Source organism: Bacteroides sp. PHL 2737, from assembly GCF_004115325.2.
Lineage (GTDB): Bacteria > Bacteroidota > Bacteroidia > Bacteroidales > Bacteroidaceae > Bacteroides > Bacteroides hominis.
In genome coordinates this window covers 3,876,626-3,900,909 of the sequence record NZ_CP040630.1, presented here as the reverse complement: position 1 = coordinate 3,900,909, position 24,284 = coordinate 3,876,626, and the positions used below count along the sequence as shown (strand labels likewise).

19 protein-coding genes and 3 tRNA genes are annotated in these 24,284 nt (G+C 39.2%); 8 read left to right on the top strand and 14 right to left on the bottom strand.

The window, feature by feature from the left end; genetic code table 11:
• Positions 1-37: 37 nt before the first annotated feature.
• From htpG to DBK98_RS16070, 5 genes are all read left to right on the top strand, one after another.
• Complete coding sequence (gene htpG, locus DBK98_RS16090; RefSeq protein ID WP_032537076.1) at positions 38-2,083, top strand: molecular chaperone HtpG; 2,046 nt, start codon at positions 38-40, stop codon at positions 2,081-2,083.
• A gap of 219 nt (positions 2,084-2,302) precedes the next feature.
• Positions 2,303-4,555: a patatin-like phospholipase family protein gene (locus DBK98_RS16085; RefSeq protein WP_229067051.1), complete on the top strand. Its 2,253-nt coding sequence runs from the start codon at positions 2,303-2,305 to the stop codon at positions 4,553-4,555.
• A gap of 79 nt (positions 4,556-4,634) precedes the next feature.
• A tRNA-Arg gene (locus DBK98_RS16080) sits at positions 4,635-4,708 on the top strand.
• An 18-nt stretch (positions 4,709-4,726) separates the two neighbouring features.
• Positions 4,727-4,800, top strand: a tRNA-Arg gene (locus DBK98_RS16075).
• A 17-nt stretch (positions 4,801-4,817) separates the two neighbouring features.
• Positions 4,818-4,891, top strand: a tRNA-Arg gene (locus DBK98_RS16070).
• Between the two features lie 236 nt (positions 4,892-5,127).
• Here DBK98_RS16070 and dapA read toward each other — a convergent pair.
• Both dapA and ligA read right to left on the bottom strand, forming a co-directional pair.
• Positions 5,128-6,021, bottom strand: a complete 894-nt coding sequence (gene dapA / locus DBK98_RS16065) for a 4-hydroxy-tetrahydrodipicolinate synthase (protein ID WP_032537074.1) — start codon at positions 6,019-6,021, stop codon at positions 5,128-5,130.
• Positions 6,022-6,124: 103 nt separating this feature from the next.
• Positions 6,125-8,122: an NAD-dependent DNA ligase LigA gene (gene ligA / locus DBK98_RS16060; RefSeq protein ID WP_005777859.1), complete on the bottom strand. Its 1,998-nt coding sequence runs from the start codon at positions 8,120-8,122 to the stop codon at positions 6,125-6,127.
• A gap of 76 nt (positions 8,123-8,198) precedes the next feature.
• On the opposite strand from ligA, the gene trmD reads away from it, so the two are divergent.
• Complete coding sequence (gene trmD, locus DBK98_RS16055) at positions 8,199-8,876, top strand: tRNA (guanosine(37)-N1)-methyltransferase TrmD (protein WP_005777857.1); 678 nt, start codon at positions 8,199-8,201, stop codon at positions 8,874-8,876.
• 216 nt (positions 8,877-9,092) lie between these two features.
• Here trmD and DBK98_RS16050 read toward each other — a convergent pair whose 3' ends face one another.
• From DBK98_RS16050 to DBK98_RS16030, 5 genes are all read right to left on the bottom strand, one after another.
• A complete protein-coding gene (locus DBK98_RS16050; protein WP_005820340.1) occupies positions 9,093-10,004 on the bottom strand; it encodes a dihydroorotate dehydrogenase in 912 nt (303 codons plus the stop codon).
• Positions 9,992-10,768 (bottom strand): dihydroorotate dehydrogenase electron transfer subunit, encoded by a 777-nt coding sequence (locus DBK98_RS16045; RefSeq protein WP_005806253.1) that lies wholly within the window; start codon positions 10,766-10,768, stop codon positions 9,992-9,994. The genes DBK98_RS16050 and DBK98_RS16045 overlap by 13 nt, the downstream gene beginning before the upstream one ends.
• Positions 10,769-10,836: 68 nt before the next feature.
• Positions 10,837-11,292 (bottom strand): helix-turn-helix transcriptional regulator, encoded by a 456-nt coding sequence (locus DBK98_RS16040; RefSeq protein ID WP_032537073.1) that lies wholly within the window; start codon positions 11,290-11,292, stop codon positions 10,837-10,839.
• Between the two features lie 1,212 nt (positions 11,293-12,504).
• Positions 12,505-13,524, bottom strand: a complete 1,020-nt coding sequence (holA, locus tag DBK98_RS16035; protein WP_005777846.1) for a DNA polymerase III subunit delta — start codon at positions 13,522-13,524, stop codon at positions 12,505-12,507.
• A gap of 18 nt (positions 13,525-13,542) precedes the next feature.
• A complete protein-coding gene (locus tag DBK98_RS16030) occupies positions 13,543-14,319 on the bottom strand; it encodes an AMP nucleosidase (RefSeq protein WP_005777845.1) in 777 nt (258 codons plus the stop codon).
• Between the two features lie 64 nt (positions 14,320-14,383).
• On the opposite strand from DBK98_RS16030, the gene DBK98_RS16025 reads away from it, so the two are divergent.
• The gene (locus tag DBK98_RS16025; RefSeq protein WP_005777844.1) at positions 14,384-14,833 is read left to right on the top strand and encodes a type I restriction enzyme HsdR N-terminal domain-containing protein; all 450 of its coding nucleotides are present in this window, start codon (positions 14,384-14,386) and stop codon (positions 14,831-14,833) included.
• Between the two features lie 345 nt (positions 14,834-15,178).
• Here DBK98_RS16025 and DBK98_RS16020 read toward each other — a convergent pair whose 3' ends face one another.
• The 5 genes from DBK98_RS16020 to DBK98_RS16000 form a co-directional block, all read right to left on the bottom strand.
• Positions 15,179-18,301, bottom strand: a complete 3,123-nt coding sequence (locus DBK98_RS16020) for an efflux RND transporter permease subunit (protein ID WP_032529994.1) — start codon at positions 18,299-18,301, stop codon at positions 15,179-15,181.
• A gap of 4 nt (positions 18,302-18,305) precedes the next feature.
• Positions 18,306-19,445, bottom strand: a complete 1,140-nt coding sequence (locus DBK98_RS16015) for an efflux RND transporter periplasmic adaptor subunit (RefSeq protein ID WP_032537071.1) — start codon at positions 19,443-19,445, stop codon at positions 18,306-18,308.
• Positions 19,446-19,463: 18 nt separating this feature from the next.
• Positions 19,464-20,870 carry an efflux transporter outer membrane subunit gene (locus DBK98_RS16010; RefSeq protein WP_005777841.1) on the bottom strand — a complete coding sequence of 469 codons (1,407 nt, stop codon included), beginning with the start codon at positions 20,868-20,870 and terminating at the stop codon, positions 19,464-19,466.
• Between the two features lie 238 nt (positions 20,871-21,108).
• Positions 21,109-21,933, bottom strand: coding sequence for a zinc ribbon domain-containing protein (locus tag DBK98_RS16005; protein ID WP_005777840.1), 825 nt, complete (start codon positions 21,931-21,933; stop codon positions 21,109-21,111).
• Positions 21,934-21,938: 5 nt separating this feature from the next.
• Positions 21,939-23,033: a Nif3-like dinuclear metal center hexameric protein gene (locus DBK98_RS16000; RefSeq protein WP_032537070.1), complete on the bottom strand. Its 1,095-nt coding sequence runs from the start codon at positions 23,031-23,033 to the stop codon at positions 21,939-21,941.
• Positions 23,034-23,138: 105 nt separating this feature from the next.
• Between DBK98_RS16000 and DBK98_RS15995 the strand changes: the two genes are divergently transcribed.
• On the top strand, positions 23,139-23,552 hold the full coding sequence (locus tag DBK98_RS15995) for a DUF4891 domain-containing protein (RefSeq protein ID WP_005806231.1): 414 nt from the start codon (positions 23,139-23,141) through the stop codon (positions 23,550-23,552).
• Here the strand turns inward: DBK98_RS15995 and DBK98_RS15990 are convergent.
• Positions 23,545-23,928 carry a VOC family protein gene (locus DBK98_RS15990; protein WP_032537069.1) on the bottom strand — a complete coding sequence of 128 codons (384 nt, stop codon included), beginning with the start codon at positions 23,926-23,928 and terminating at the stop codon, positions 23,545-23,547. The genes DBK98_RS15995 and DBK98_RS15990 overlap by 8 nt on opposite strands.
• Before the next feature lie 74 nt (positions 23,929-24,002).
• Positions 24,003-24,284 (bottom strand): hypothetical protein, encoded by a 282-nt coding sequence (locus DBK98_RS15985; RefSeq protein ID WP_005777836.1) that lies wholly within the window; start codon positions 24,282-24,284, stop codon positions 24,003-24,005.

Sequence of the window (24,284 nt, the reverse complement as noted above, 5' to 3'; positions counted from 1 at the left end):
GATTTAATAACCAGATAATTAAAAAATACACGTTATTATGCAAAAAGGTAATATTGGAGTTACAACAGAGAACATTTTCCCTATCATTAAAAAGTTTTTGTACAGTGATCATGAGATTTTCCTTCGGGAATTAGTCTCCAATGCTGTTGATGCTACACAGAAGTTGAATACACTGGCTTCTATCAGTGAGTTCAAAGGTGAATTGGGTGATTTGACCGTACATGTTTCATTGGGCAAGGATACTATTACCATTTCCGATCGAGGCATCGGTTTGACAGCTGAGGAGATTGATAAATATATCAACCAAATTGCTTTCTCGGGGGCAAATGACTTTCTGGAAAAGTATAAAAATGATGCTAATGCCATTATCGGGCATTTCGGTTTAGGTTTCTATTCCGCCTTTATGGTTTCTAAAAAGGTAGAAATCATTACCAAATCTTATAAAGAAGGTGCACAAGCGGTAAAATGGACTTGTGATGGTAGCCCGGAGTTTACTCTTGAAGAGATAGAAAAGGCCGATCGTGGAACAGATATTGTATTGTATATCGATGATGATTGCAAAGAGTTCCTTGAAGAAGTTCGTATCTCTGCACTCTTGAAAAAATATTGTAGCTTCTTACCTGTACCTATTGCCTTTGGTAAGAAAAAAGAGTGGAAAGATGGCAAGCAGGTTGAAACCACTGAGGATAATGTAATCAACGATACTACTCCTTTGTGGACTAAAAAACCGAGTGAGCTTTCTGATGAAGATTATAAGAAGTTCTATCGTGAGTTGTATCCAATGTCTGATGAACCATTGTTTTGGATTCATTTGAATGTGGATTATCCGTTCCATCTGACAGGTATCCTCTATTTCCCGAAAGTAAAAAGCAATATTGACTTAAATAAGAATAAGATTCAGTTATATAGCAACCAGGTTTATGTGACCGATTCGGTAGAAGGTATTGTTCCGGATTTCCTTACTTTACTTCATGGAGTACTTGATTCACCGGATATTCCGTTGAATGTGTCCCGTTCATATTTACAAAGTGATTCAAATGTAAAGAAGATCTCGACTTATATTTCAAAAAAAGTTTCAGATCGTTTGCAGTCTATCTTTAAGAATGATCGTACACAGTTTGAAGAAAAGTGGAATGATTTAAAGATCTTTATTAATTATGGAATGCTTACCCAAGAGGATTTCTATGATAAAGCACAGAAATTTGCCCTATTCACAGATACGGATGGAAAGCATTACACTTTCGAAGAATATCAGGCTCTTATTAAAGATAATCAGACAGATAAAGATAAGAATCTGGTTTATTTATATGCCAATAATAAAGATGAACAGTTTGCTTATATTGAAGCTGCCAAAAATAAAGGATATAATGTATTGTTGATGGATGGGCAGTTGGATGTGGCAATGGTGAGCATGCTCGAACAAAAACTGGAGAAATCTCGCTTTACTCGTGTAGACAGTGATGTTATTGACAATCTGATTGTGAAAGAAGATAAGAAAAGCGAAGTGCTTGAAGCCACTAAGCAAGAAGCTCTGACTGCAGCTTTCAAGAGCCAGTTGCCAAAGATGGAAAAGGTTGAGTTTAATGTGATGACTCAGGCATTAGGCGAAAATGGTGCTCCTGTAATGATTACGCAAAGTGAATATATGCGTCGCATGAAGGAGATGGCAAATATTCAGGCTGGAATGAGTTTTTATGGCGAAATGCCGGATATGTTCAATCTGGTATTGAATTCAGATCACAAACTGGTAAAAGAGGTGCTGTCTGACGAGGAGAAAGAATGTAGCGCAGCTATTGCACCGGTACAAGCTGAATTGGATGAAGTGACAAAACGCCGTGATGCACTCAAGAAAAAACAAGAAGGTAAAAAAGACGAAGATATTCCTGTTGCTGAAAAAGATGAACTTAACGATTTGGATAAGAAATGGGATAATTTGAAACAACAAAAAGAATCGATATTTGCAGGATACGCAGGTAAGAATAAGGTTGTTCGTCAGCTGATTGACCTGGCATTATTACAGAACAACATGCTGAAAGGTGAAGCCTTGAATAATTTTGTAAAAAGAAGTATTGAGTTGATTTAGTCTATCACATTTAATTCATATAACATAAATTAAAAGAGCATTGCGCACGATAAAAGTGTCCGTAATGCTCTTTTTTTATTAATAAATGTGCTGTCAGAGTCGATAGATTAGAAACTATTGTATATATTTGAACGTTAAATCAACCATTTACACGATGTTTTGCTGAGCCTTATGAAGAAAGTTTTTTTATTGTTATTTCTCTTTTTACTGTTCTTGCCAATGCTTGTCCACGCTCAGAAAGTTGGGTTAGTATTGAGTGGTGGCGGTGCAAAGGGGCTGACACACATAGGAATAATTCGTGCTCTGGAAGAGAATAATATCCCAATTGATTATATTACAGGTACTTCTATGGGAGCTATTATAGGGTCTCTTTATGCCATGGGATATTCACCTGATGATATGGAGATATTGCTGAAGTCAGATGACTTTAAACGTTGGTATTCTGGTGAAGTGGAAGAAAAATATATGTATTATTTCAAAAAGAATCTTCCGACTCCTGAACTTTTCAATATACGCTTTTCGTTCAAAGATTCACTTAATTTAAAGCCACAGTTTTTGCCAACCAGTGTGGTTAATCCAATTCAGATGAACCTTGTCTTTATCGATCTTTACGCACGGGCAACTGCCACTTGTGAAGGCGATTTTGATAAGTTGTTTGTGCCTTTTCGATGCATAGCTTCCGATGTGTATAATAAAAAACAACTTGTCTTAAAGCGTGGTGATCTTGGAGATGCAGTACGAGCCTCTATGAGTTTCCCTTTTATGTTTAAGCCCATTGAAATAGATAGTTTATTGGCATATGACGGTGGAATTTATAATAACTTTCCTACAGATGTCATGCGAGAGGATTTTCATCCGGATATAATTATAGGTAGTGTTGTTTCTACCAACCCAGGAAAACCGAAAGAAAATGATTTGATGAGTCAGATTGAGAATATGGTAATGCAAAAGACTGATTATTCTCTTCCGGATTCGGCTGGAATATTGATGACATTTAAGTACAACGATGTTAATCTGATGGATTTTCAACGAATGGATGAACTGGTGAAAATAGGATATGATCGGACCATGGGCTTAATGGATTCTATCAAAAGTCGTGTTCATCGTAGAGTAAATATGGATAATATACGACTGAGGCGGTTGGTTTATAAAAGTAATTATCCGGAACTCCGTTTCAAAAATATATATATCGATGGTGCTAATTCTCATCAACAGGTTTACATAAAGAAAGAATTCCATACTTCAGATGATAAAGAGTTTACCTATGAGGATTTGAAACGGGGATATTTTCGTCTATTATCTGATAATATGATCTCAGAGATTATTCCTCATGCAGTTTTCAACCCCGAAGATGATACTTACGATTTGCATTTGAAGATAAAGATGGAAAATGAATTTTCTGTTCGTTTGGGTGGAAATGTGTCCACTACCAGTTCTAACCAAATTTATCTGGGACTTACATATCAGAATCTTAACTATTATTCGAAGGAGTTTACATTCGATGGACAGTTGGGAAAAATATATAATAATGCTCAGTTTATGGCAAAAGTAGACTTTGCCACTACTATTCCTACTTCTTATCGCTTTATTGCTTCGATCAGTACTTTCGATTATTTTAAGAAGGATAAGCTTTTCTCTAAAAATGATAAACCGGCTTTTAATCAAAAAGATGAGCGTTTTCTGAAACTCAAAGTTGCTCTTCCTTTTCTTTCAAGTAAACGAGTGGAGCTTGGGTTTGGAATTGCACAAATAGAAGACCGGTATTTCCAAAATAATGTAATCGACTTCGATAAAGACAAATATGATAAAAGTGAATATCGTTTGTTTGGCGGTTCAGTAAGTTTTAATGGTAGTACATTGAATTTTAGACAATTTCCTACTCAAGGAGCACGAGAGGCACTCGTTGCACAGATATTTACAGGGAAGGAACGCTTTCGCCCTGGGGTGAATTCTGAGAGTAGGAAATCTACCGAAGAGAAACATTCATGGTTACAGTTATCTTATATGAAGGAGAAATACCATAAAATGGGAGCAAATTGGACATTAGGATGGTATCTGGATGCATTATATGCGTCTAAAAACTTCTCAGAGAATTATACAGCTACAATGATGCAGGCCAGTGAATTTGCACCTACTGCACATAGTAAATTAACATATAATGAAGCTTTTCGTGCCAATCAATATCTGGCAGCCGGGATACGGCCTATTTATCGTTTAAATCAGATGTTTCACGTTCGTGGAGAGTTTTATGGCTTTTTGCCGATTTTTCCTATAGAAAGAAATCCAATTAATAAGGCTTACTATGGAAAAGCTTTCTCTCGTTTCGAATATTTGGGAGAAGTTTCAGTGGTATGTCAGTTACCGTTTGGTGCAATCTCGGCATATGTAAATCATTATAGCTCACCGAAAAGGGAGTGGAATGTCGGTTTGACGCTCGGTTGGCAATTGTTTAACTATCGTTTCATCGAATAATTTATTTGCAAAAAAGTTTGCTGAAAGCTTGCAAATTCAAGAAAAGTCCGTATCTTTGCACCCGTTAAACAAAAACAATGGTCGCGTAGCTCAACTGAATAGAGTAGCTGACTACGGATCAGCCGGTTACAGGTTTGAATCCTGTCGCGATCACTTTAAAGTTTAACTAATGGCCGCGTAGCTCAACTGAATAGAGTAGCTGACTACGGATCAGCCGGTTACAGGTTTGAATCCTGTCGCGGTCACTCTAAAAATAACAAACGGTCGCGTAGCTCAACTGAATAGAGTAGCTGACTACGGATCAGCCGGTTACAGGTTTGAATCCTGTCGCGATCACAAAAGAAGGTGTCTTAAAAGGGTACCTTCTTTTTTTGTTATGCCGCCATTAGGATCATACCGGGATCAACGTAAGTTGATGGACTGCCTTTCTCGGATCAATGTAAAAATCTCTTCAAGAAAAACATCAATACGAAGAAGGCTGTGTGACAGAGGAAAGGTCTGGATATACAAACAAAGAGTAAAGTCATTTTTTATGTAACTTTACTCTTTGTTTTCTTATAATGATTTAGTTATTAGCATTTTATATTTAACTCGTTAAGTACGTTTCGAATGGCTTCAAATGTTGTGATACGTGTTGGTACCAGTGGCAAACGAAGTTTATTCTCGATCATTCCCATTGCATTCAACATTGATTTTACTCCGGCAGGGTTTCCGTCTACGAATAACAGGTTAAATAACTCTGTAAATTTATGGTGTATGGTCAGGGCGTTGGCAAAGTCACCTTGCAATGCCAGGCGTGTCATCCTGCTGAATTCACGTGGAAAAGCATTTCCAATAACTGAAATAACCCCTACAGCTCCTAATGTGATTAAAGGGAAAGTAATGCCATCATCTCCGGAAATAACATCAAAATTGGCTGGTTTGTTTTTGATAATATCGTCCATCTGAGTGATATTGCCTGATGCTTCTTTAATTGCTATGACATTTTTGAAGTCTTTAGCAATGCGTAAAGTCGTTTCTGCGGTCATATTAACCCCTGTCCGACCGGGAACATTATACAATACAACTGGAAGCTCTGTAGCGCCTGCAATTGCCTTATAATGTTGATAGATTCCTTCCTGTGAGGGCTTGTTATAGTAAGGAACCACGGATAAGATGGCATCCACTCCGGTGAAATCATCATTTTTGAGTGTTTCTACGATAGCTCGTGTATTGTTTCCACCGACTCCTAATAGAATGGGAATTTTTCCGTTGACACGGTCGATTACCATTTTTTTGATTTTCTTTTTCTCGTCTTCGCTCAGAGTTGGAGTTTCGGCTGTCGTTCCCAGCACACACAGAAAATCTGCATTATTTTGAAGCAGATAGTCTACTAATCGCATTAATGCATCGTAATCAACGCTTTCATCCTCTTTGAAAGGAGTAATCAGCGCTACCCCCATTCCTTTCAATCTAGTCTGTATCATGAGTATTAATAATAATCTCTAAATAATTTGCTCGCAAAAGTACGAATATTTTCTTTTTTTACAGCAATAATAATATATAAAATAAGAATATAGCAGAAAAATGTTACAATATAAGCTTTAGAAATTCCTCTTCGTTCATAATTTTAATCCCCAGTTTATTGGCTTTTTCTAATTTAGCAGGTCCCATATTATCTCCGGCCAAGATAAAACTGGTTTTGGCGGAAATACTTCCCACATTTTTTCCTCCATGCTTTTCAATAAGATCTTTGTATTCGTCTCTTGAATGATGGGTAAACACACCACTAATAACGATGGATTGCCCGGCCAATTTGTCAGTATGCTCACTTAGATCTTCTTCCGGTCTGTATAACTGTAATCCTGCTATTTTCAATCGGTCAATTAATTTACGGTTTGAATCGTTTGCAAAATAGTTAAGAATACTCTGGGCAATTTTTTCGCCGATTTCATCGATGCTGACTAAAGTTTCCAAATCTGCATTTTCCAATTCTACTATGTCTTTGAATGATTTAGCTATTTTTTTAGCTACTGTCTCACCTACAAAACGAATGCCTAATGCAAAAATAACTCTTTCAAAAGGAATTTCCTTACTTTGCATAATTCCTCTGATGATGTTTTCCGCAGATTTGTCTCCCATACGATCGAGATTCTTAATGTCATCAGTCGTCAATTGATAAAGATCGGCTGTATTATGAATTAGATCTAAACGATAGAACATATCAACAGTTTCAGGGCCTAATCCGTCTATATTCATTGCTTTCCGGCTGATGAAATGTTCTATTTTTCCTTTGATCTGTGGTGGACAGGCAGTTTCGTTCGGGCAATAGTGGGCAGCTTCTCCTTCATATCTTATTAACTTGCTGCCACATTCCGGACAATGAGTGATGAATTTTACTTTTTCACCGATCATAAAACGGGCAGCAACATCTACGCCTGTGATTTTAGGAATGATTTCTCCTCCTTTCTCTACATAAACCATATCACCTATATGTAGATCGAGTCCTTCGATGATATCTGCATTGTGTAGAGATGCGCGTTTTACGACTGTTCCGGAAAGCTGTACCGGATCAAGGTTGGCTACAGGTGTAACAGCTCCGGTTCTTCCTACCTGGTAAGATACTGTATTCAGGCGAGTGAGTGCCCGTTCAGCCTGAAATTTATAGGCTATTGCCCAGCGTGGAGATTTGGCAGTGAATCCAAGATTTTTTTGTTGTTTGAGACTGTTAACTTTCAGTACGATTCCGTCTGTAGCAACATTTAAGTTTTTACGTTCTACGTTCCAATAATTAATAAAATCGAATACCTCCTGTAATGTTTGGCATTTACGCATTAGAGGAGAAATCTTGAAGCCCCATTTAGCCGCTTCTTGCAAGTTTTCATAATGTCCGTCAGTAGGCAAATTATCGCCAAGCAAGTAGTAGAGGTAGGCATCCAGTTTTCGGGAAGCCACGATTGCTGAGTTTTGTAATTTTAAAGTTCCTGAAGCGGCATTTCTGGGATTAGCGAAAAGAGGCTCTTCACGGGCCTCTTTTTCCCGGTTTAGCTCTTCGAAAACTTCCCATGGCATTAGGATTTCTCCACGGATTTCGAAAACATCCGGATAATTATTTCCATGCAGAACAAGAGGGATACTCCGAATGGTTTTTACGTTGTCTGTTACATCGTCTCCTTTTTCGCCATCGCCACGGGTTACGGCACGGATAAGTTTACCATTTTCGTAGGTCAAAGAGATCGAGGTACCGTCATACTTCATCTCGCAACAGATCTCAAAATCTTCATTCAATGCTTTTCGTACTCTGTCATAGAAATCGGTTACTTCATTCTCAGAATAGGTGTTTGACAATGAAAGCATTGGGTATTTATGAGCTACTTGAGTAAAGTTTTTATTGATATCGCTACCTACACGCATAGTAGGTGAGTTTTCATCTTTATATTCTGGATGTTCCTGTTCCAAAGTCTGGAGTTCTCTCATTAAGTCATCAAATTCTTTGTCGGAGATTTCCGGAGCATTCAGCACATAATAGTTGTAATTATGTTGATGGAGTTGGATTCGAAGCTGATCTATTTTTTCTTTTACAGTCATATATTCTTTAGATTGTTTTAGGCAAAAATACAGGTTTCTCTTCGAATATTTGTACTTTTGCGAAAAATTAAAGATTATGCGTATCGATATTATAACAGTATTGCCCGAAATGATTGAGGGTTTCTTCAATTGTTCTATTATGAAACGGGCTCAAGACAAAGGGCTTGCTGAGATTTATATTCATAATTTGCGTGATTATACAGAAGATAAGTATCGTCGGGTAGATGACTATCCTTTTGGTGGATTTGCCGGTATGGTGATGAAGATAGAACCTATTGAACGATGCATTAATGCTTTGAAAGCAGAACGCGATTATGATGAAGTGATATTTACTACTCCGGATGGCGAGCAGTTTGATCAGAGGATGGCCAACAGTTTATCATTATCTGGTAATCTTATTATCTTATGCGGGCATTTTAAAGGTATTGATTATCGTATCCGGGAGCATCTGATAACGAAAGAAATTAGTATTGGAGATTATGTTCTGACTGGTGGTGAATTGGCTGCTGCCGTGATGGCGGATGCTATAGTGCGGATTATTCCGGGAGTAATTTCTGATGAACAGTCTGCTCTTTCTGATTCTTTTCAGGATAATTTGTTGGCAGCTCCTGTTTATACCCGTCCGGCAGAGTATAATGGTTGGAAGGTACCTGAAATCTTGCTTTCAGGGCATGAAGCCAAAATTAAAGAGTGGGAACTTCAACAATCGTTGGAGCGCACCAAAAGACTTCGCCCCGATTTATTGGAAGACTAATTCTTATTGTATGTAAAAAAGAATGTCTTGTCTTTTAGCAAGACATTCTTTTTTTATGAAACTATACTATTAATAATGGAATTTGTTTTCATGGAACTTCTCTATTTAATACCAGAATTTGTCTAACTTATTCCGGGATTAACAGAGAAAGGAATATCCATGTTTGAATAACTTTTTTATGGCTAATTGTGACGAAGGGCTATTATCTGTTTGTTACTATACCTCAAGTGCACCTATAATTTCAGAAACGGACTTGCATCCATGTCTTTCCAGGTAATCATTTATACCATCCATTACTTTGATGGTGATAGCCGGATCTATGAAATTTGCAGTACCAATCTGTACAGCTGAAGCCCCTGCAAGCATGAACTCGACGGCATCTTTCCAGTTCATGATACCTCCTAATCCTATGACTGGAATATTTACCGCTTTAGCAACCTGCCATACCATCCGTAATGCTATTGGTTTTACAGCTGCTCCCGACATACCTCCGGTTACGGTTGAAAGTATGGGACGTCTGCGTTCAGCATCAATAGCCATTCCCAGTAATGTATTAATTAATGATACACTATCGGCACCATTAGCTTCAGCTGCCCGTGCCATTTCGGCTATATCGGTAACATTGGGGGAAAGCTTAACGATAAGTGTCTTTTTGTAAGCAGAACGAACTGCCTGAACAACTTCTGATACTCCTTTAGTTGTTACTCCAAAAGCCATACCTCCTTGTTTTACATTAGGACATGAGATGTTTAGTTCGATAGCAGGAATTTTGTCAAGTTCATTAATAATCTCTGCCGTTTTTACATAGTCTTCAATAGCCGATCCGGAAACATTCACAATCATATGGGTTTGAATGTCCTTAATACGGGGATATATGTGATCAGAAAAATATTTCACACCCTTATTTTGCAGTCCTACAGCGTTTAACATTCCGGAAGGAGTTTCAGCCATACGCGGATATGGGTTACCTTCACGCTTGTGAAGAGTAGTACCCTTCACAATGATACCGCCTATTCGCGTTATATCAATAAAATCTGCAAACTCTTCACCATATCCAAATGTACCCGATGCTGTCATTACGGGGTTCTTCATTTGTAGTTTACCAATATTTACACTTAAATCTGCCATAATAGTTTATTTATATTAAAAACCGGACCTTCTTTACAAACGCACAAATGCCCTTCTGTAGTATTCTCAACACAACAAAGACATGCACCTATGCCACATGCCATTGTATTTTCCAATGATACTTCACAATTGATATGATTAGCTTTGGCATATTTGGCTACTGCCATCATCATGGGCTTGGGACCGCATGTATATATCTGTTCGAAGTTTATTTTATTTAATATAGAATGTTGAGTGACATATCCTTTTTCGCCATAACTGCCATCTTCTGTTGTGGTGTAAACCTCTCCGTAAGCGGTAAACTCTTCCAGTTGGAGCAGATCTTTGTCGCTACGTGCTCCTAAAAGGAATGTTGGTTTGCTACCGCTTTTGAACAGCTGCTCGCCTAAATAAAGCATAGGAGCTGTCCCTACACCTCCACCTACTAATAGTAACTTGTCAGAAGGTGTTTTAGGCATTGTGAAACTGCTTCCAAGCGGGAGTACTACATTTATTATATCTCCTTGAGCGGCTTGTGCAAGGCGTTTTGTTCCATCACCGATGAGTTGAATCAGAAACCATACTTCGTTACGTTGTCTGTCTACATAGTTAATAGAGATAGGGCGGCGCAGGAAGGTGGTAGGTGAACCATCCACCCGAATTTCCGCAAACTGTCCCGGTAGCATATCCGGGAGGACGGACTGAGATGTCAATTTCAGCAGAACATAATTAGAATGCAATCTGAGATTCTCAGTTACTGTCAGATCTAAAATAAATTTTTTCATGTATGTGAGTAAATTCGTATTCGTGTTGCAAAGATACGGGAAATTGTGCAAACAGTGATTTATCTGTCTTATTTTTCTCCTCTGAATGTCTCGTATGTATTATCATCGAAGAAAATTCTTATTTCAGTGATTTTTCTGGAAGGCTTTTCTATATATCTAATTTCCTGTTTTACAATCTCTTTATGGGATGTTTCGGGACTTTCTAACGCTATTTCTCCGCGATTTTCCGGAGCCATCGTCTCATTGGACGGAATTATAGCATTCTCAGCAAATAAAGAAGGCTGAAAATCGGAAGTCGGTTGAATGGTTTCTTCCGACATATTGCCGTGCCCATATAATAACCATTCCAAATTTACATAATTATATTTTTGATGTACTTTCATGATAACATCTAAACTGGGATTGTTGCGGCCATTCAAAATGTGCGAGAGAGTGGATTGTTGGATACCTATGCTTTCAGCGAAAGCACCGGAAGCCATATTCTCTTTTTCCATGATCATTTTAATCCTATCTTTTATTTCCATATCCTTTGAAGGTTTTACAAATGTATGACTTATATATTAATTCACAAAAGTAAATGGCATATTTACTAATGCACAAAAGTAAAAAATAAAAATCACAAAAGCAAATTACAAATACATAATTCATATTTTACTATTGTAAACGCAAGATAGGACTTCCTCTTTAATTCTGTTTGTATTGCCTATACAGTCGTAACAATATATAAAGTATTACTTTATATAGATATTATAATATATTGATTTATTGTAATATGTATCTATGGATTTTATCTTGTGTTGCTTGTTTATTACAAATGTGTCCATATTTTCATGCATTAGTTGAATATTTGATTGATATATATTTTTTTTCTTATTGATTATTCTGTCATTAGCATGTAAAAAAGGAAATGTTAACTACTCCCCTATTACATCTACAAATGTAAATACACATATGTAATGTCGTCTATTTACATTTGTGCTATATTTATTTGCTATACAAAAATGATATTATTACTTTTGTAAATCCATATAAGGGCTATAGTCCTTATTCACAATTGTCATATTGTATCGTTATATATGCAACAAATAGCATGGGAGTTGCTTTTGTCTTTATGCCTATTGGATATAGATATAAAGAATAGCGTGTCATCATACCTTACATTTAGGCTATAATGCCAAATTTTTGCGTTATTTCCGTATGGTTGGTTATCCAAATGAAATTATTCGATTCTGAGGAAGTCAAATATTACCTAATTATTTGATATATAGAAGAATATGCTTGTTTTTTGATATATATTTTTTTTATATTCTAGAAAAATGAATCTATACATAGAGAAATAGCATTATGATATAATTTATACTACTTTAGATAGCATTATGATGAAGCATTAGCACCATATCACACCCATATAGATGATTGATAGGAATCAGTATAATCACAATTTTATTATATGGGATATGTTATCTTCTTTTTGTTGATTTTTATATTGTTCTATTGGGAGTATACTTATTCGCCCCATGCAAAATCTGTTTTCTTTTAGAAGAAACAGAATACTATATTTAAGTTTTATATGTATGGTAGAGACAGGGAAAAGAGTGTAAAATTGATGTGAAGAATAAAGTGGATAATTATAGGAAAGTATATTTCGGATTATGAGGATATATTTACTCCCCATACACATATTTTATACCGGCAAAATATATGCATATAGGGAGTAGATTTAAAGTGGATTGTTTTTAATGAAGAATCTTGAAGACCAACTCGCGGAGGATGTCTCCATCACTAATTGAACCATTGCCCACACCTTTCGATTTAGCATCTGCATATCGTATTTCTCCTACAATTTGCATTGTTTTTACTCCACTGTATTTTCGCATTGCTGCCAGATAATCGCGAGCTTGCCATGGGGTTTTTAGTCCTAACATTGTGGCTACTCCTTGCTCTGATTTATCCGGTGCATAGTACGCTAACATAAGATTTGAGTAGAAATTAAATAGTAAAGAAAGTGTCATCTGTATCGGGTTTGTTTTAGGATTTTCCTCAAAGTATTTTATTATTTTATTAGCTTTGAGTATATCTTTCTCAACCAGTGCACTACGCAATTCAAAGTTATTATAGTCTTTGCTAATTCCTATGTTTTTCTCTATCTGTTCAGGTGTGACACGTTTTTGACCACTGGGTAATGTAATAATTAGCTTTTCCAGTTCGCCTGTTAGACGGCTGAGATCAGTCCCTACAAAATCGGCCAACATCGCAGTGGCTTTGGGTTCCATATCTATGCCTTTACGTTTCATGTACGAACTGATAAATGCAGGTAGTTGCGCCTCTTTTATCTTTTTAGATTCGAATAGGACACCTGCTTTTTCAACTTCTGCAGCTAATTTTTTTCTACGATCCAAAGTGCCATGCTTATGACAAATGACTAAGATAGTTGAATTTAATGGCTTTTGCAGATAATAAGATAACTCTTCTATATTGCGTATAGCTTGTGCTTCTTTTACTATTACAACCTGATGTTCGGACATCATCGGATAACGTTTAGCGGCATTAATTACGGTTGCTACATCCACATCCGCGCCATAAACCACAGTAAGGTTAAACTCTTTTTCTGTATCCGTCAATACATTGTCGGTGATATAATCGGCTATCAAGTCGATATAATAAGATTCTTCTCCCATCAAATAATAGATGGGGCGATATTGTTTGGCCCTCAATTCTTTGAGGATATCGTCGCAAGTCAGTTCTTGTTTTGCCATATAAATGTTGGTGTGGCGTTACCAGTCGAATTTCAAGTGTTTTACAGTTTTCTTTTCGTCAATAATCATTCGTAATGAAGCAATACCTATCTCTACATGTTCCTCTACATAGTTTTTAGTAACTATATTATCGCTTTTATCGGTTTTCACTCCTTCCGGAATCATAGGCTGGTCGGATACAAGCAGCAAAGCACCGGTCGGAATATGATTGGCAAAGCCACAACTGAATAAGGTTGCTGTTTCCATGTCAACTGCCATTGCACGAGTTTTCTTCAGGTATTCCTTAAAGGCGTCATCATGTTCCCATATACGGCGGTTGGTTGTGTAGACGGTTCCTGTCCAGTAATCGCGTGCATAGTCGCGGATGGCCGATGATACGGCACGTTGTAACATAAATGCCGGTAACGATGGAACTTCGGGTGGAAAATAGTCGTTTGAGGTACCTTCTCCCCGGATAGCGGCAATTGGCAGGATCAGATCACCTATTTTGTTCTTTTTATCAATTCCTCCACATTTGCCCAGAAACAGACAAGCTTTGGGAGAAATGGCGCTTAACAGATCCATGATAATGGCTGCATTGGGACTTCCCATGCCGAAGTTGATGATTGTAATCCCTTCTGCGCTGGCAGATATCATATTGGCATCTCTGCCAAGGATAGGAACATTAAATTTTTCCGCAAATATTTCTACATACTTGTTGAAGTTAGTCAACAGGATATACTCTCCAAAGTCTTCCAGATTACGTTTGGTGTAACGGGGCAGCCAATTAGCTACGATTTCTTGCTTTGTTTTCATAAGATTCCATTAAATTTGTGCTTCCAATAACAGGAAGCCATTATTTAACTTACAAAAATAGTAAATGTTATCGTTAAACCTACCAGTATTTGACACTAAAATCGCCACTCGAAATGGAAAAAATGTTATTTTCGATGTGATTCGCCGTCGTTATGTCGCGTTGACCCCCGAGGAATGGGTCCGTCAGCACTTTGTACACTTTCTTATTGTCTATAAAGGATATCCGTCGTCTCTGATGGCCAATGAGGTGCTGTTGAACTTGAATGGAACCAAGAAACGATGTGACACAGTGCTTTATAAGCGTGATCTTACTGCCAGAATGATTGTTGAATACAAAGCTCCCCACATTGAGATCACACAAGCTGTTTTTGATCAGATTACTCGTTATAATATGGTTTTGAAGGTTGATTATCTGGTTGTCAGTAATGGTATGCAACACTATTGCTGCCGGATGAATTATGATACTCAAAGTTATTCATTTCTGGCTGATATTCCGGATTATGCTATCTTGTAAAATTAACAATGTTAACAGTGAATTCGGACCTTTATTGATTTATCTTTAGGAAGTTAATATCGTAAATGTAAAAAGCTAATTGTTTATCATTACGAAGTTAACTTTAACACACTGTTAAAGTTAACTTCGTAATGACAGATTGTTGTCTTCATAATTTGTTTATAATCAGAACTATTACCTAATAACTCAACATATTCCTATTTTTATGGAATAAGCATGAAAGCACTTAATTGTTTTTGTGATAAGTATAAGAAAAAGTCTATTGTCATCCGAGATTCAGCTCGGTGACAATAGACTGTGAAATGAAAAGGACGTTTTTTACAATAGAGATAGTGATATAGAGAACTATTTCTTTTTCTTCCGATCCAAGACGTTTTCTTGGAATTTCTGCATCAATTCATAAAAATTGGGGATATATACGGTTGCCAGCAATGTATTCAGTGCCATACCAAAGACAACAGCTGCCCCAAGAGCAATGCGGCTTTGTGCCCCGGCTCCGGTAGCGAACAGCAATGGCATTACTCCTAACACAAAGGCGAAAGAAGTCATAAGGATTGGGCGTAAACGAACGTGTCCGGCTTCATAGGCAGCGTCACGTATGGAGTTGCCTTCGGCACGGAAATCGCGTGCGAATTCTACAATCAGAATTCCATTTTTAGCTGAAAGGGCAATCAGCAAAATAATTCCAATCTGAGTGTAGATGCTCACTGGGGTACCCATGACGAAGCAGCCTATCATGGCGCCCAACAGAGCCATTGGTAGTCCCATGATAGCTGATAACGGGCTTGTCCAGCTTTCGTATTGGGCTGCCAACACCAGAAATGCTACCAATAGTGCCATAATGAATACAATGGTCGTTGTGTTTCCTGCCTGCGTTTCCTGGTAAGCTACTGAAGTCCATTCGTAACCGAATTCATTGCCCAGTTGCTCTTTTATGAGATTCTCCATCTGTTGTATTCCCTCACCTGAACTACTTCCTGAGGCTACGTTGCAGGTTATGGAAGCTGTTGAATACATATTGTAGCGGCTTATCTGGTCCATACCCAGACGTTCTTCAACTTTTGTAAAAGAAGAAAATGGTACCATATTTCCCGCGGCGTTGGGGACACTGAGCTTCAATACATCATCGATCACTTTCTGTGCCTGTTCCCCGGCTTCTATTTTTACCTGATAGATGCGTCCGAACTGAACAAAGTCGTTGACATAGGCTGCCCCCATGTAATAACTTAGCGTAGAGAATACATTGTCCAACTGGATACCCATAAATTGGACTTTATCACGGTCAATATTCAGGAAGTATTGTGGCACATTGGCCTGGTACATACTGGATATGGATGCAAGGGCCGGTTGTGTGTGATAGGTAGCCATCAAAGTTTCGATAGCTCTCTGCATTTCTGTCGGTCCCAGATTGTTACGATCTTCCAGTTGTAACTGTAAACCTCCCGAGGCTCCTAAGCCGGGAATGGCCGGAGGCACCATCGCAAATATCTGCGCTTCCTGAATGCCGTAAGCCATTTCATTGAAACGCTGTACTACAGCTGCAGCAGTGTGTCCCTTTCCTTTCCGTTCATCCCAGTTTTTCAGTACAACGAAATAGGTACCTGTATTTGATTGTTCGCCACCTCCCATAATAGAAAAGCCACTGATACCAATGTAGTCTTTTACTTCCGGATAACTGTCTAAAATTCGGTTTACTTTTTGTCCGACAGCTTGTGTGCGTTCGAGGCTGGATGCCGGTGGTAATTGGATGACAGCGATAAAGTACCCGTCATCTTCATCGGGCACGAAAGTTGAAGGCCATTTCATGAACAGAATGACAGCTATCGCTGTAATGATCCCATAAGAGATCAGTGCAAGTCCCGGACGAATGAGTAATCCTTTTACAATGCGGTCATAGAGATTCTGTGTCTTGTCATATACTTTGTTGAATCCTTTGTATATGAAAAAATTGGATGGCTTGTTATGTTCCAAAAACAAGGCACATAATGCAGGGGTCAGTGTCAACGAGTTAATGCCACTCAATACAGTAGAAGCGGCAATGGTCAAGGCAAACTGTTTGTAAAGCTGTCCGGAGATGCCACTGATCAATGTAGTTGGTATGAAAACAGCCAGCAATACCAGTACAACCCCGACAATTGGGCCGGTGATCTCTCCCATTGCTTTGGTGACAGCATCTTTAGGAGAATACTGTCCCGTTTCCAATAATCGGGAAGCGTTTTCTACCACTACTATTGCATCGTCTACCACTATCGCTACGGCAAGTATTAATCCAAACAGAGTTAAAGTATTGATTGAGAATCCAAGAGCAGCCATTACTGCCAAAGTACCAATCAGTGATACAGGGATGGTGATGCATGGGATGATAACAGCCCGCCAGTTTTGCAGGAACAGGAAAATAACAAGTACTACCAGTAAGGTGGTTTCCAGGAAAGTTACCAATACTTCATCGATAGATGCATTGATGACATCGGTTGTATCCAATGTCACATTATAGCTGACGCCTGCCGGGAAGTTTTGTGCAAGCTCCTGCATCTTAGCTTTGACTCCTTTGGAAACATCAAGCGAGTTTGAACCCGGTTGTTGATAAATAGCAATGGCAGCAGTGGGATGTCCTTTTAGTTTAGAGACAACATTGTACGAGGAACTGCCAAGGTCGATGCGTGCTATATCTTTCAGTCGGAGCATCTTCCCTCCTTCTCCGGTTCGGATAATGATGTTACCGAACTCTTCGGGAGATGTCAGCCGCCCCTGTACATTCAACGTATACTGGTAGGCGTTATTATTATTTTTTCCAATAGGTTGTCCGATATAGCCGGCACTGACTTCAATGTTTTGTGACTGGATAGCTTGATAAACTTGCGCAGGAGAGAGATTACGGATACGCATTGCTTCCGGATCGAGCCAGACACGCATACTGTAGTTTCCTGCCCCCATTACATTGACAGCTCCTACACCCGGTACTCGTGTTAATTGATCTACCAGATTTAGTTGTGCATAATTCGTAAGATATAGTCCGTCGTATACAGAGTCTTTTGCCTGCATTGTGAGAAACATCACAATGTTGGACGATTGTTTCTGTACAGTTACTCCCTGGACTACAACTGGTTCCGGCAGTGAAGATTGCGCTACACTTACCCGGTTCTGTACCTGTACGGTAGCCATGTCGATATCTGTGCCTACGGCAAAGGTTATAGTCAGTGAATAGGCACCCGAACTGGATGCGGTGGAACTCATGTAAAGCATACCGTCTACTCCGTTCACTTGCTGTTCAATGGGGATGCCGACAGTTTGAGCTACAGTTTCAGCATTTGCTCCCGGATAGAAAGCAGACACCTGTACTGTAGGTGGAGTAATCTCCGGAAACTGTGCGACAGGCAATATATTTAATGTTACCAATCCCGCCACCACGATAATCAATGCCAGTACCGTGGCAAATATAGGCCGATTGATAAAGAACTTTGAAAACATGTACTTAATGATTAGAGGTTTGTGACTCGTGATTGACTGATATTGGCTTGATTTTCATGCCGTCACGCACTTTCATTAATGCCGTTGTGACGTATTGCTCTTTAGCCGAAAGCCCGCTTTTAATTTGACGTAACGTATCGTTAACCAGCTGTCCCGGCTGGATGTGGCGATAGCGCACAACATTCGAATCATTTACAATATATAGGTATTTTCCTAACTGGTCTGTTCCAATAGAGGCTTCTGGTACGAGCAATGCTTGCTTCGCTTCGGCATATGGCAATGTAATGCTGACATATAGTCCGCTTTTCAGAACCCCTTTCGGATTATCGAGGTTGGCGCGTACGTTAAGTGTTCCTGTACCCAGGTCCACATTGGGCGATAAGTAATCCAGTGTAGCCGGATAGTTTTGTGTACCGTTTTCTCCCAAGCGTACGATAACATTTTTGGGAAGTTCTTTCTCCTTACCGGTTTGTGAAAGTAGCATGGATAGCCATTGGTTGTCTGCTACATTAAAGTAGGTGTACATTCGGTCGTCTTTATAGATCGTGGCCAAAGTGACAGGTTGTCCGGCTCCGCTGATATAGCTTCCTACATCGTAAAGCGAGCGGCTGATTGTTCCATTGAAAGGAGCACGAATGTAGCAGTATCCCAGATTGGTACGTGCAGTATTCAGGGTGGCTTCAGCATTGCTAACAGCAGCGGTGGCTTCGGCAACGTTTGATTCTGCCTGTAAAACCTGTATACGACTGACTGCATCACTTTTCAAAGCTTCTTTCATTCGGGTATAGTTATTGCGGGCATATTCCAGTTGTGCAAGCGCAGTTTTCAATTGCGCTTCAGCCTGTGTTACATTATCTTTGTAGATAGTAGGTTCGATAACGAACAGGAGTTGCCCCTGCTTTACACGAGTCCCCGGTGTGAATGAGGCGGATTGCAGGGTGCCGTTGACCCGGGCTACCAGATTTACGGTTTGTTCGGTAGTCAGATATCCCGGATAATCTTTTGTCAGGGTAATGTTTTGTACGAGTGGATATGCCACACTGATTTCCGGAGTAGGCATCTCTCCTCTTCCGGCTTCTTTTTTTCCTTTACATCCGGTCATTACCAAAGGAAAGATGAGAAAAATATACATTAGTTTTTTCATTATGATAGGTCTTTATAGTTAATCATTTAGGTTTCCGGACCATCCGCCTCCCAGGGCTTGGTACATGGCTATCAGCTGGAGCAAGGAATATCCTCTTGCTTGGACCAGTTGGTTCTCATAACTGAGTAGCGAGCGTTGTGCATCCAGTACATTCTGGAATGGGGTTAATCCTTGTTTATAGAGTTCCAGTGAGAGTGTCAAGGTTTCTTGTCCTTGATTACGCACTTCGCGTAGAGCTACTATTTGCTTGATGGAGTTCCGGTAAGCATTCATGGCATTGTCTGTCTCTTGTACGGCAGTCAATACAGTCTGATTAAACTGGTTGATAGCTTCGTCTAATTGTGCTTTAGCCAGTTTGGTGGCATTTACCAATTGAGTCCCTTTAAAAAGTGTCCAGCTTAATGCCGGTGCTATTTCATAGGTCATGCTCTTATGATGGGTCAGATCTTTCAGGTCCTTAGCAGCATAACCAAGCGAACCTTTTAGAAAAATCTGAGGCAGCCAGTCCGATTTGGATGCCCCCACTAAAGCCGCTTGAGCATTCACACTTCGTTCTGCACTACGGATGTCCGGACGACGAAGCAGTAAGTCGGCCGGAAGTCCTACTCCAATTGGTTCCATATAGTCAGGCAATATTCCTGGAGACTCTAATGTGGGACGTATCTCCTGAGGATAAGTGCCTAATAGTATAGCAAGGGTAGTAATGTATTGATTGATACCCGATTCAATTTGGGGGATAGAGGCTTTTGTGCTGAAAAACACAGATTTAGCTTGTGCTACGTCCAATTTAGAAACGAGTCCGGTATTGTATCTCACTTCTGTGATTTTCAATACGGCTTCCTGCGATGCGCAGTTCTTTTGTATTACCGCCAATTCTTGTTGCAGCTCCCGCAGGTTGATATATGCTGAGGCTACTTGGGCGCAGAGTGATACCATTGTACCGGTGTACTCTTCTTTGCTGGCAGCAAAGTTTTCTTTCTGAGCTTTTACACGGTTACGGATGCTTCCGAAGAGGTCTAATTCCCAACTCATATTCAGCGAGGCATCGTAATAATGCTGAGTGGATTGAGGCAATTCACTGGTATTGCCACTACTTTGTTGACGAGTCCATCCGGCATTCAGTCCGATCGTTGGAAAAAAGTTTCCACGTTCCATCCTCAGGTTGGCTTTTGCCATATTGATACGGTCAATAGCGGTCAGTATCGAGTAGTTTTGTTTGACCGCAACAGAAATAAGAGAATCGAGAACCGGATCCTGAAAAGCTTTCCACCATTGGTCATCCACCGGCAATACTTGCTGAAAAATTTGTGCATCTTCTTCCCATTCTTGTGGCAAAGGTTTGTCCAGATAGCGGTTCGTAGCCTGTGGAAAGGCTACGGACGAAAGAAACAGCAAGAACATGATATTTCCTATTCGTAGTTTCATAAGTTTAGGTTATTTAGAAATGAAAACATAACAACGAAAAGAAATATTTGTTTATCCTGTCTATAAGAGAATCACTATGCTTAAAGGGAATATACTTTCTTTATTGAAGAAACGGATATTAATGAATAAACCCGTAACTTTACTATGCTAACAATCGGGCTATAGTAAAATTACGGGTTTTAAATATGATGAATTCCGAACTTTTAAAATTGGACCATCAGAATATCAATGCAAGGCTTTATTCAGCTTTTCTTCTGATAGCTCTTTTGGTTGTAACGGGTGCTTCTTCTACTTTGTGCTCTATCTCCACACCTGCCAGTTCCGGGTCGATCATGATGCGTCCGCAATATTCGCAAACGATAATTTTCTTACGTGAACGGATATCCAACTGTCTCTGAGGCGGAATTTTATTAAAACAACCACCGCATGCATCACGCTGTACGTAAACAATACCCAATCCGTTACGTGAATTCTTGCGGATACGTTTGAAAGACTGGAGTAAGCGCGGCTCTATTTTTGTTTCAAGATCTTTAGCTTTATCTCTCAATTTTTCTTCCTCTTGTTTAGTTTCCTCGATGATCTCGTCCAGCTCATTCTTTTTCTGGTCAAGGTCTTTCTGGCGTTCCTCCAGTGCTTTGGTATTTTTCTCTATTTCTTCAGATTTTTCCTGCTCTTCTGCAGTGAATTCTTTGATTCTTTTTTCGCAAAGCTCTATTTCCAGGGACTGGAATTCGATTTCTTTTGTCAGGAAGTCATATTCGCGGTTGTTACGAACATTGTCTTGCTGTGATTTATATTTCTCAACCGAAGCTTTGGCTGCTTCAATTTCCACTCTCTTACCGGCGATAGCTGATTTGAGTTCGTCTACTTCCGCCTTGATCTTATCGATACGTGTACTCAGACCGGCAATTTCGTCCTCAAGGTCTTGCACTTCCAATGGAAGTTCACCTCTTAACGTTTTAATTTCGTCAATTTTAGATAATGTTGTTTGCAGCTGAAACAAAGCTTTCAACTTTTGTTCCACTGTCAACTCTTTCGGTTCATTTTTAGCTTCTCTTGCCATTTTACTTATAAATATTTAATGGGATTCGTGTTAACCTTACTAAATTGGAGTGCAAAATTAGGAAATAAATCCCGTATTATGGAATAAAAAATTTCTTTTGTGTATTGTTCGCTTTCGTAATGTCCTATTTCTGCAAGTAAAATGTCTGTTTCACGACCAAAGTAGTCATGATATTTAATTTCACCTGTGATAAAAACATCAGCTCCGCTACCTATAGCTTGTGGAATAAGGAAAGCTCCTGCCCCTCCACAGAGGGCAACTTTCTGAATCAGGCGGCCTGTTAGTTTGTTATGTTTCAAACACCCTACTTCAAATGTCTTCTTTATACGCTTCAGGAATTCAAGCTCCGATTCAGCTTCTTCCAGCTCTCCGATGATTCCTGCTCCGACCTGTGCCCAACTATTGTAAAGAGGATATAAGTCGTATGCCGGTTCTTCATAGGGATGTGTCAATAGTAACGTACGGATAACCTCTCTTTTCTTATATTCCGGCAGGATGGTTTCAATCCGTACTTCCGCTTCATGATGAAGTTCTCCTATATATCCACAAAAAGGTTTACTTCCTTCCTGTGCACGGAAAGTTCCCTCGCCTTCTGTGTTGTAGCTGCATGAGTCATAGTCGCCTATATATCCACATCCGGCAGTGAATAAAGCATTACGGACCTCTTCGGCTTGTGCGGTCGGGACGAATGTGACTAACTTTATCAGGCAGTTCTCTTTGGGTTCAAGTATGCGTACATCTTTTAATCCTATTTTCTCAGCTATTTTATAGTTCACTCCCCCCGGAGCATTGTCAAGATTGGTATGGGCCGAATAAATGACGATGTCGTTTTTGATTGCTTTTAAGATGCAACGTTCAACATAATCTTTACCGGTAATCGATTTATAACCTTTAAAAATAAGGGGATGATGGGATATAACAAGATTACAGCCGGACGCGATAGCTTCGTCAAGCACAGCTTCGGTAACGTCAAGACACAACAAAGCCCCTGTTGTTTCCGCATCTGTCAGTCCGATTTGCAGGCCGGCATTATCAAATCCGTCTTGCAATGGCAGAGGCGCGAACCGTTCAAGGGCGCTTACAATTTCTTTAATTTTCATTATCAGTAGAAAATTTGTTGCAAAGATAAGAAAAAGCCAATACTTTACCTTGCTTTTATTGATTTTTTAATATATTTACCTCCAAATTTATAAAAGCACAAACCGATGAAGGCAATTCTATTATTATTTTTTTCTCTCTTTTTTATTATTTCATGTCAACAGCATAAAGAAACTCCTATATCTGCTACTGAAGAGGAAAATGGATTGCAAGAAACAGTAGATAGCCTTTCCAAGGCAACGGCTATTTTCTGGATCGATAAATACCATATGAAAGAAATGAAAAAGGACGATGCTCTTTCTTTTCGTACGGCCAAGGCTAAAGTTATTATTCGGACTGATGGGACGATTGCCCTTCAGTCCTTTGTGGAAGTACAGCCTGCAAATGCACAACGATATATCCGTTACCGGCTGAAAGATTTCAAAGTTAAGAAGATACTGATGGACAATCGGTATATTAATCCTGGCGAGCAATATGTGCAACTTCGCTACATACCTGCACTTGCTAAGCGTGTCAAATAGTGATTTCTACAATATTTCCTTCAGGATCCAGGATTGCACTTTCGAAATAGCCGTCTCCTGTAGTCCGTGGCTCACTTGCGATCGTAAAGCCATCCTTGCGTAGACGTTCGGTGAGTTTCAATACAGCTTCTTTACTACCGGCAGAAAAGGAGAAATGGGCCAATCCGAGGCTATCTTTTAATGCCGGGGTAGTAATGTCTTGTCGTTGCATAATTTCCAGGGAAGCGAATCCTTGGTCAAAACTGACAAAATAAGATTCAAATCCCTTTTTAGGATTGATATACTTTTCATGGCTTGTTCCGTTGAAATAAGTAATATAGAAATTTTTTAGCTCTTCTAAATGGGTACTCCAGATAGCAATGTGACTGATGTACATATTCTTTGTAGTATTGTTTAATTATTAATGTTCGCAAATATAGGCAAATATTGATAGTAATGATTTGATTTACATCAATAATCATATCGTTTCTTTATCATTTTGTTTTTCATTGCATATTTTTCATCGACTACCCGATCGGTTGGATAGAATGTGAATGCTATGCGCCAGCCGGATTGTTGATAAATGAATTTTCTTCCGTTGGCACCTTGAATTATCTTCGCATGCTTTTCTTTTAAAAAAAAATCTATTCCTTGGGGGAGAAATTCTCCAGTTTGCAGAAAATCTGTGGTAATGAAGAATCCCGGAATATGTATTTCGCTTATTAATTGTAAAACGGAGTCGGTCAGTGTCAT

Excerpts from the sequence above, each read along its gene's own strand:
- DBK98_RS16030 (WP_005777845.1), bottom strand. The coding sequence starts at position 14,319 with ATGAAAACAAAGCAAGAAATCGTAGCTAATTGGCTGCCCCGTTACACC.
- DBK98_RS16050 (WP_005820340.1), bottom strand. The coding sequence starts at position 10,004 with ATGGCAGATTTAAGTGTAAATATTGGTAAACTACAAATGAAGAACCCC.
- holA (WP_005777846.1), bottom strand. The coding sequence starts at position 13,524 with ATGGCAAAACAAGAACTGACTTGCGACGATATCCTCAAAGAATTGAGG.
- DBK98_RS15990 (WP_032537069.1), bottom strand. The coding sequence starts at position 23,928 with ATGTACATCAGTCACATTGCTATCTGGAGTACCCATTTAGAAGAGCTA.
- htpG (WP_032537076.1), top strand. The coding sequence starts at position 38 with ATGCAAAAAGGTAATATTGGAGTTACAACAGAGAACATTTTCCCTATC.
- DBK98_RS16025 (WP_005777844.1), top strand. The coding sequence starts at position 14,384 with ATGTTATCGTTAAACCTACCAGTATTTGACACTAAAATCGCCACTCGA.
- dapA (WP_032537074.1), bottom strand. The coding sequence starts at position 6,021 with ATGATACAGACTAGATTGAAAGGAATGGGGGTAGCGCTGATTACTCCT.
- DBK98_RS16005 (WP_005777840.1), bottom strand. The coding sequence starts at position 21,933 with ATGGCAAGAGAAGCTAAAAATGAACCGAAAGAGTTGACAGTGGAACAA.
- DBK98_RS16015 (WP_032537071.1), bottom strand. The coding sequence starts at position 19,445 with ATGAAAAAACTAATGTATATTTTTCTCATCTTTCCTTTGGTAATGACC.
- DBK98_RS16085 (WP_229067051.1), top strand. The coding sequence starts at position 2,303 with ATGCTTGTCCACGCTCAGAAAGTTGGGTTAGTATTGAGTGGTGGCGGT.
- trmD (WP_005777857.1), top strand. The coding sequence starts at position 8,199 with ATGCGTATCGATATTATAACAGTATTGCCCGAAATGATTGAGGGTTTC.
- DBK98_RS15985 (WP_005777836.1), bottom strand. The coding sequence starts at position 24,284 with ATGACACTGACCGACTCCGTTTTACAATTAATAAGCGAAATACATATT.
- ligA (WP_005777859.1), bottom strand. The coding sequence starts at position 8,122 with ATGACTGTAAAAGAAAAAATAGATCAGCTTCGAATCCAACTCCATCAA.
- DBK98_RS15995 (WP_005806231.1), top strand. The coding sequence starts at position 23,139 with ATGAAGGCAATTCTATTATTATTTTTTTCTCTCTTTTTTATTATTTCA.
- DBK98_RS16040 (WP_032537073.1), bottom strand. The coding sequence starts at position 11,292 with ATGGAAATAAAAGATAGGATTAAAATGATCATGGAAAAAGAGAATATG.
- DBK98_RS16010 (WP_005777841.1), bottom strand. The coding sequence starts at position 20,870 with ATGAAACTACGAATAGGAAATATCATGTTCTTGCTGTTTCTTTCGTCC.
- DBK98_RS16045 (WP_005806253.1), bottom strand. The coding sequence starts at position 10,768 with ATGAAAAAATTTATTTTAGATCTGACAGTAACTGAGAATCTCAGATTG.
- DBK98_RS16020 (WP_032529994.1), bottom strand. The coding sequence starts at position 18,301 with ATGTTTTCAAAGTTCTTTATCAATCGGCCTATATTTGCCACGGTACTG.
- DBK98_RS16000 (WP_032537070.1), bottom strand. The coding sequence starts at position 23,033 with ATGAAAATTAAAGAAATTGTAAGCGCCCTTGAACGGTTCGCGCCTCTG.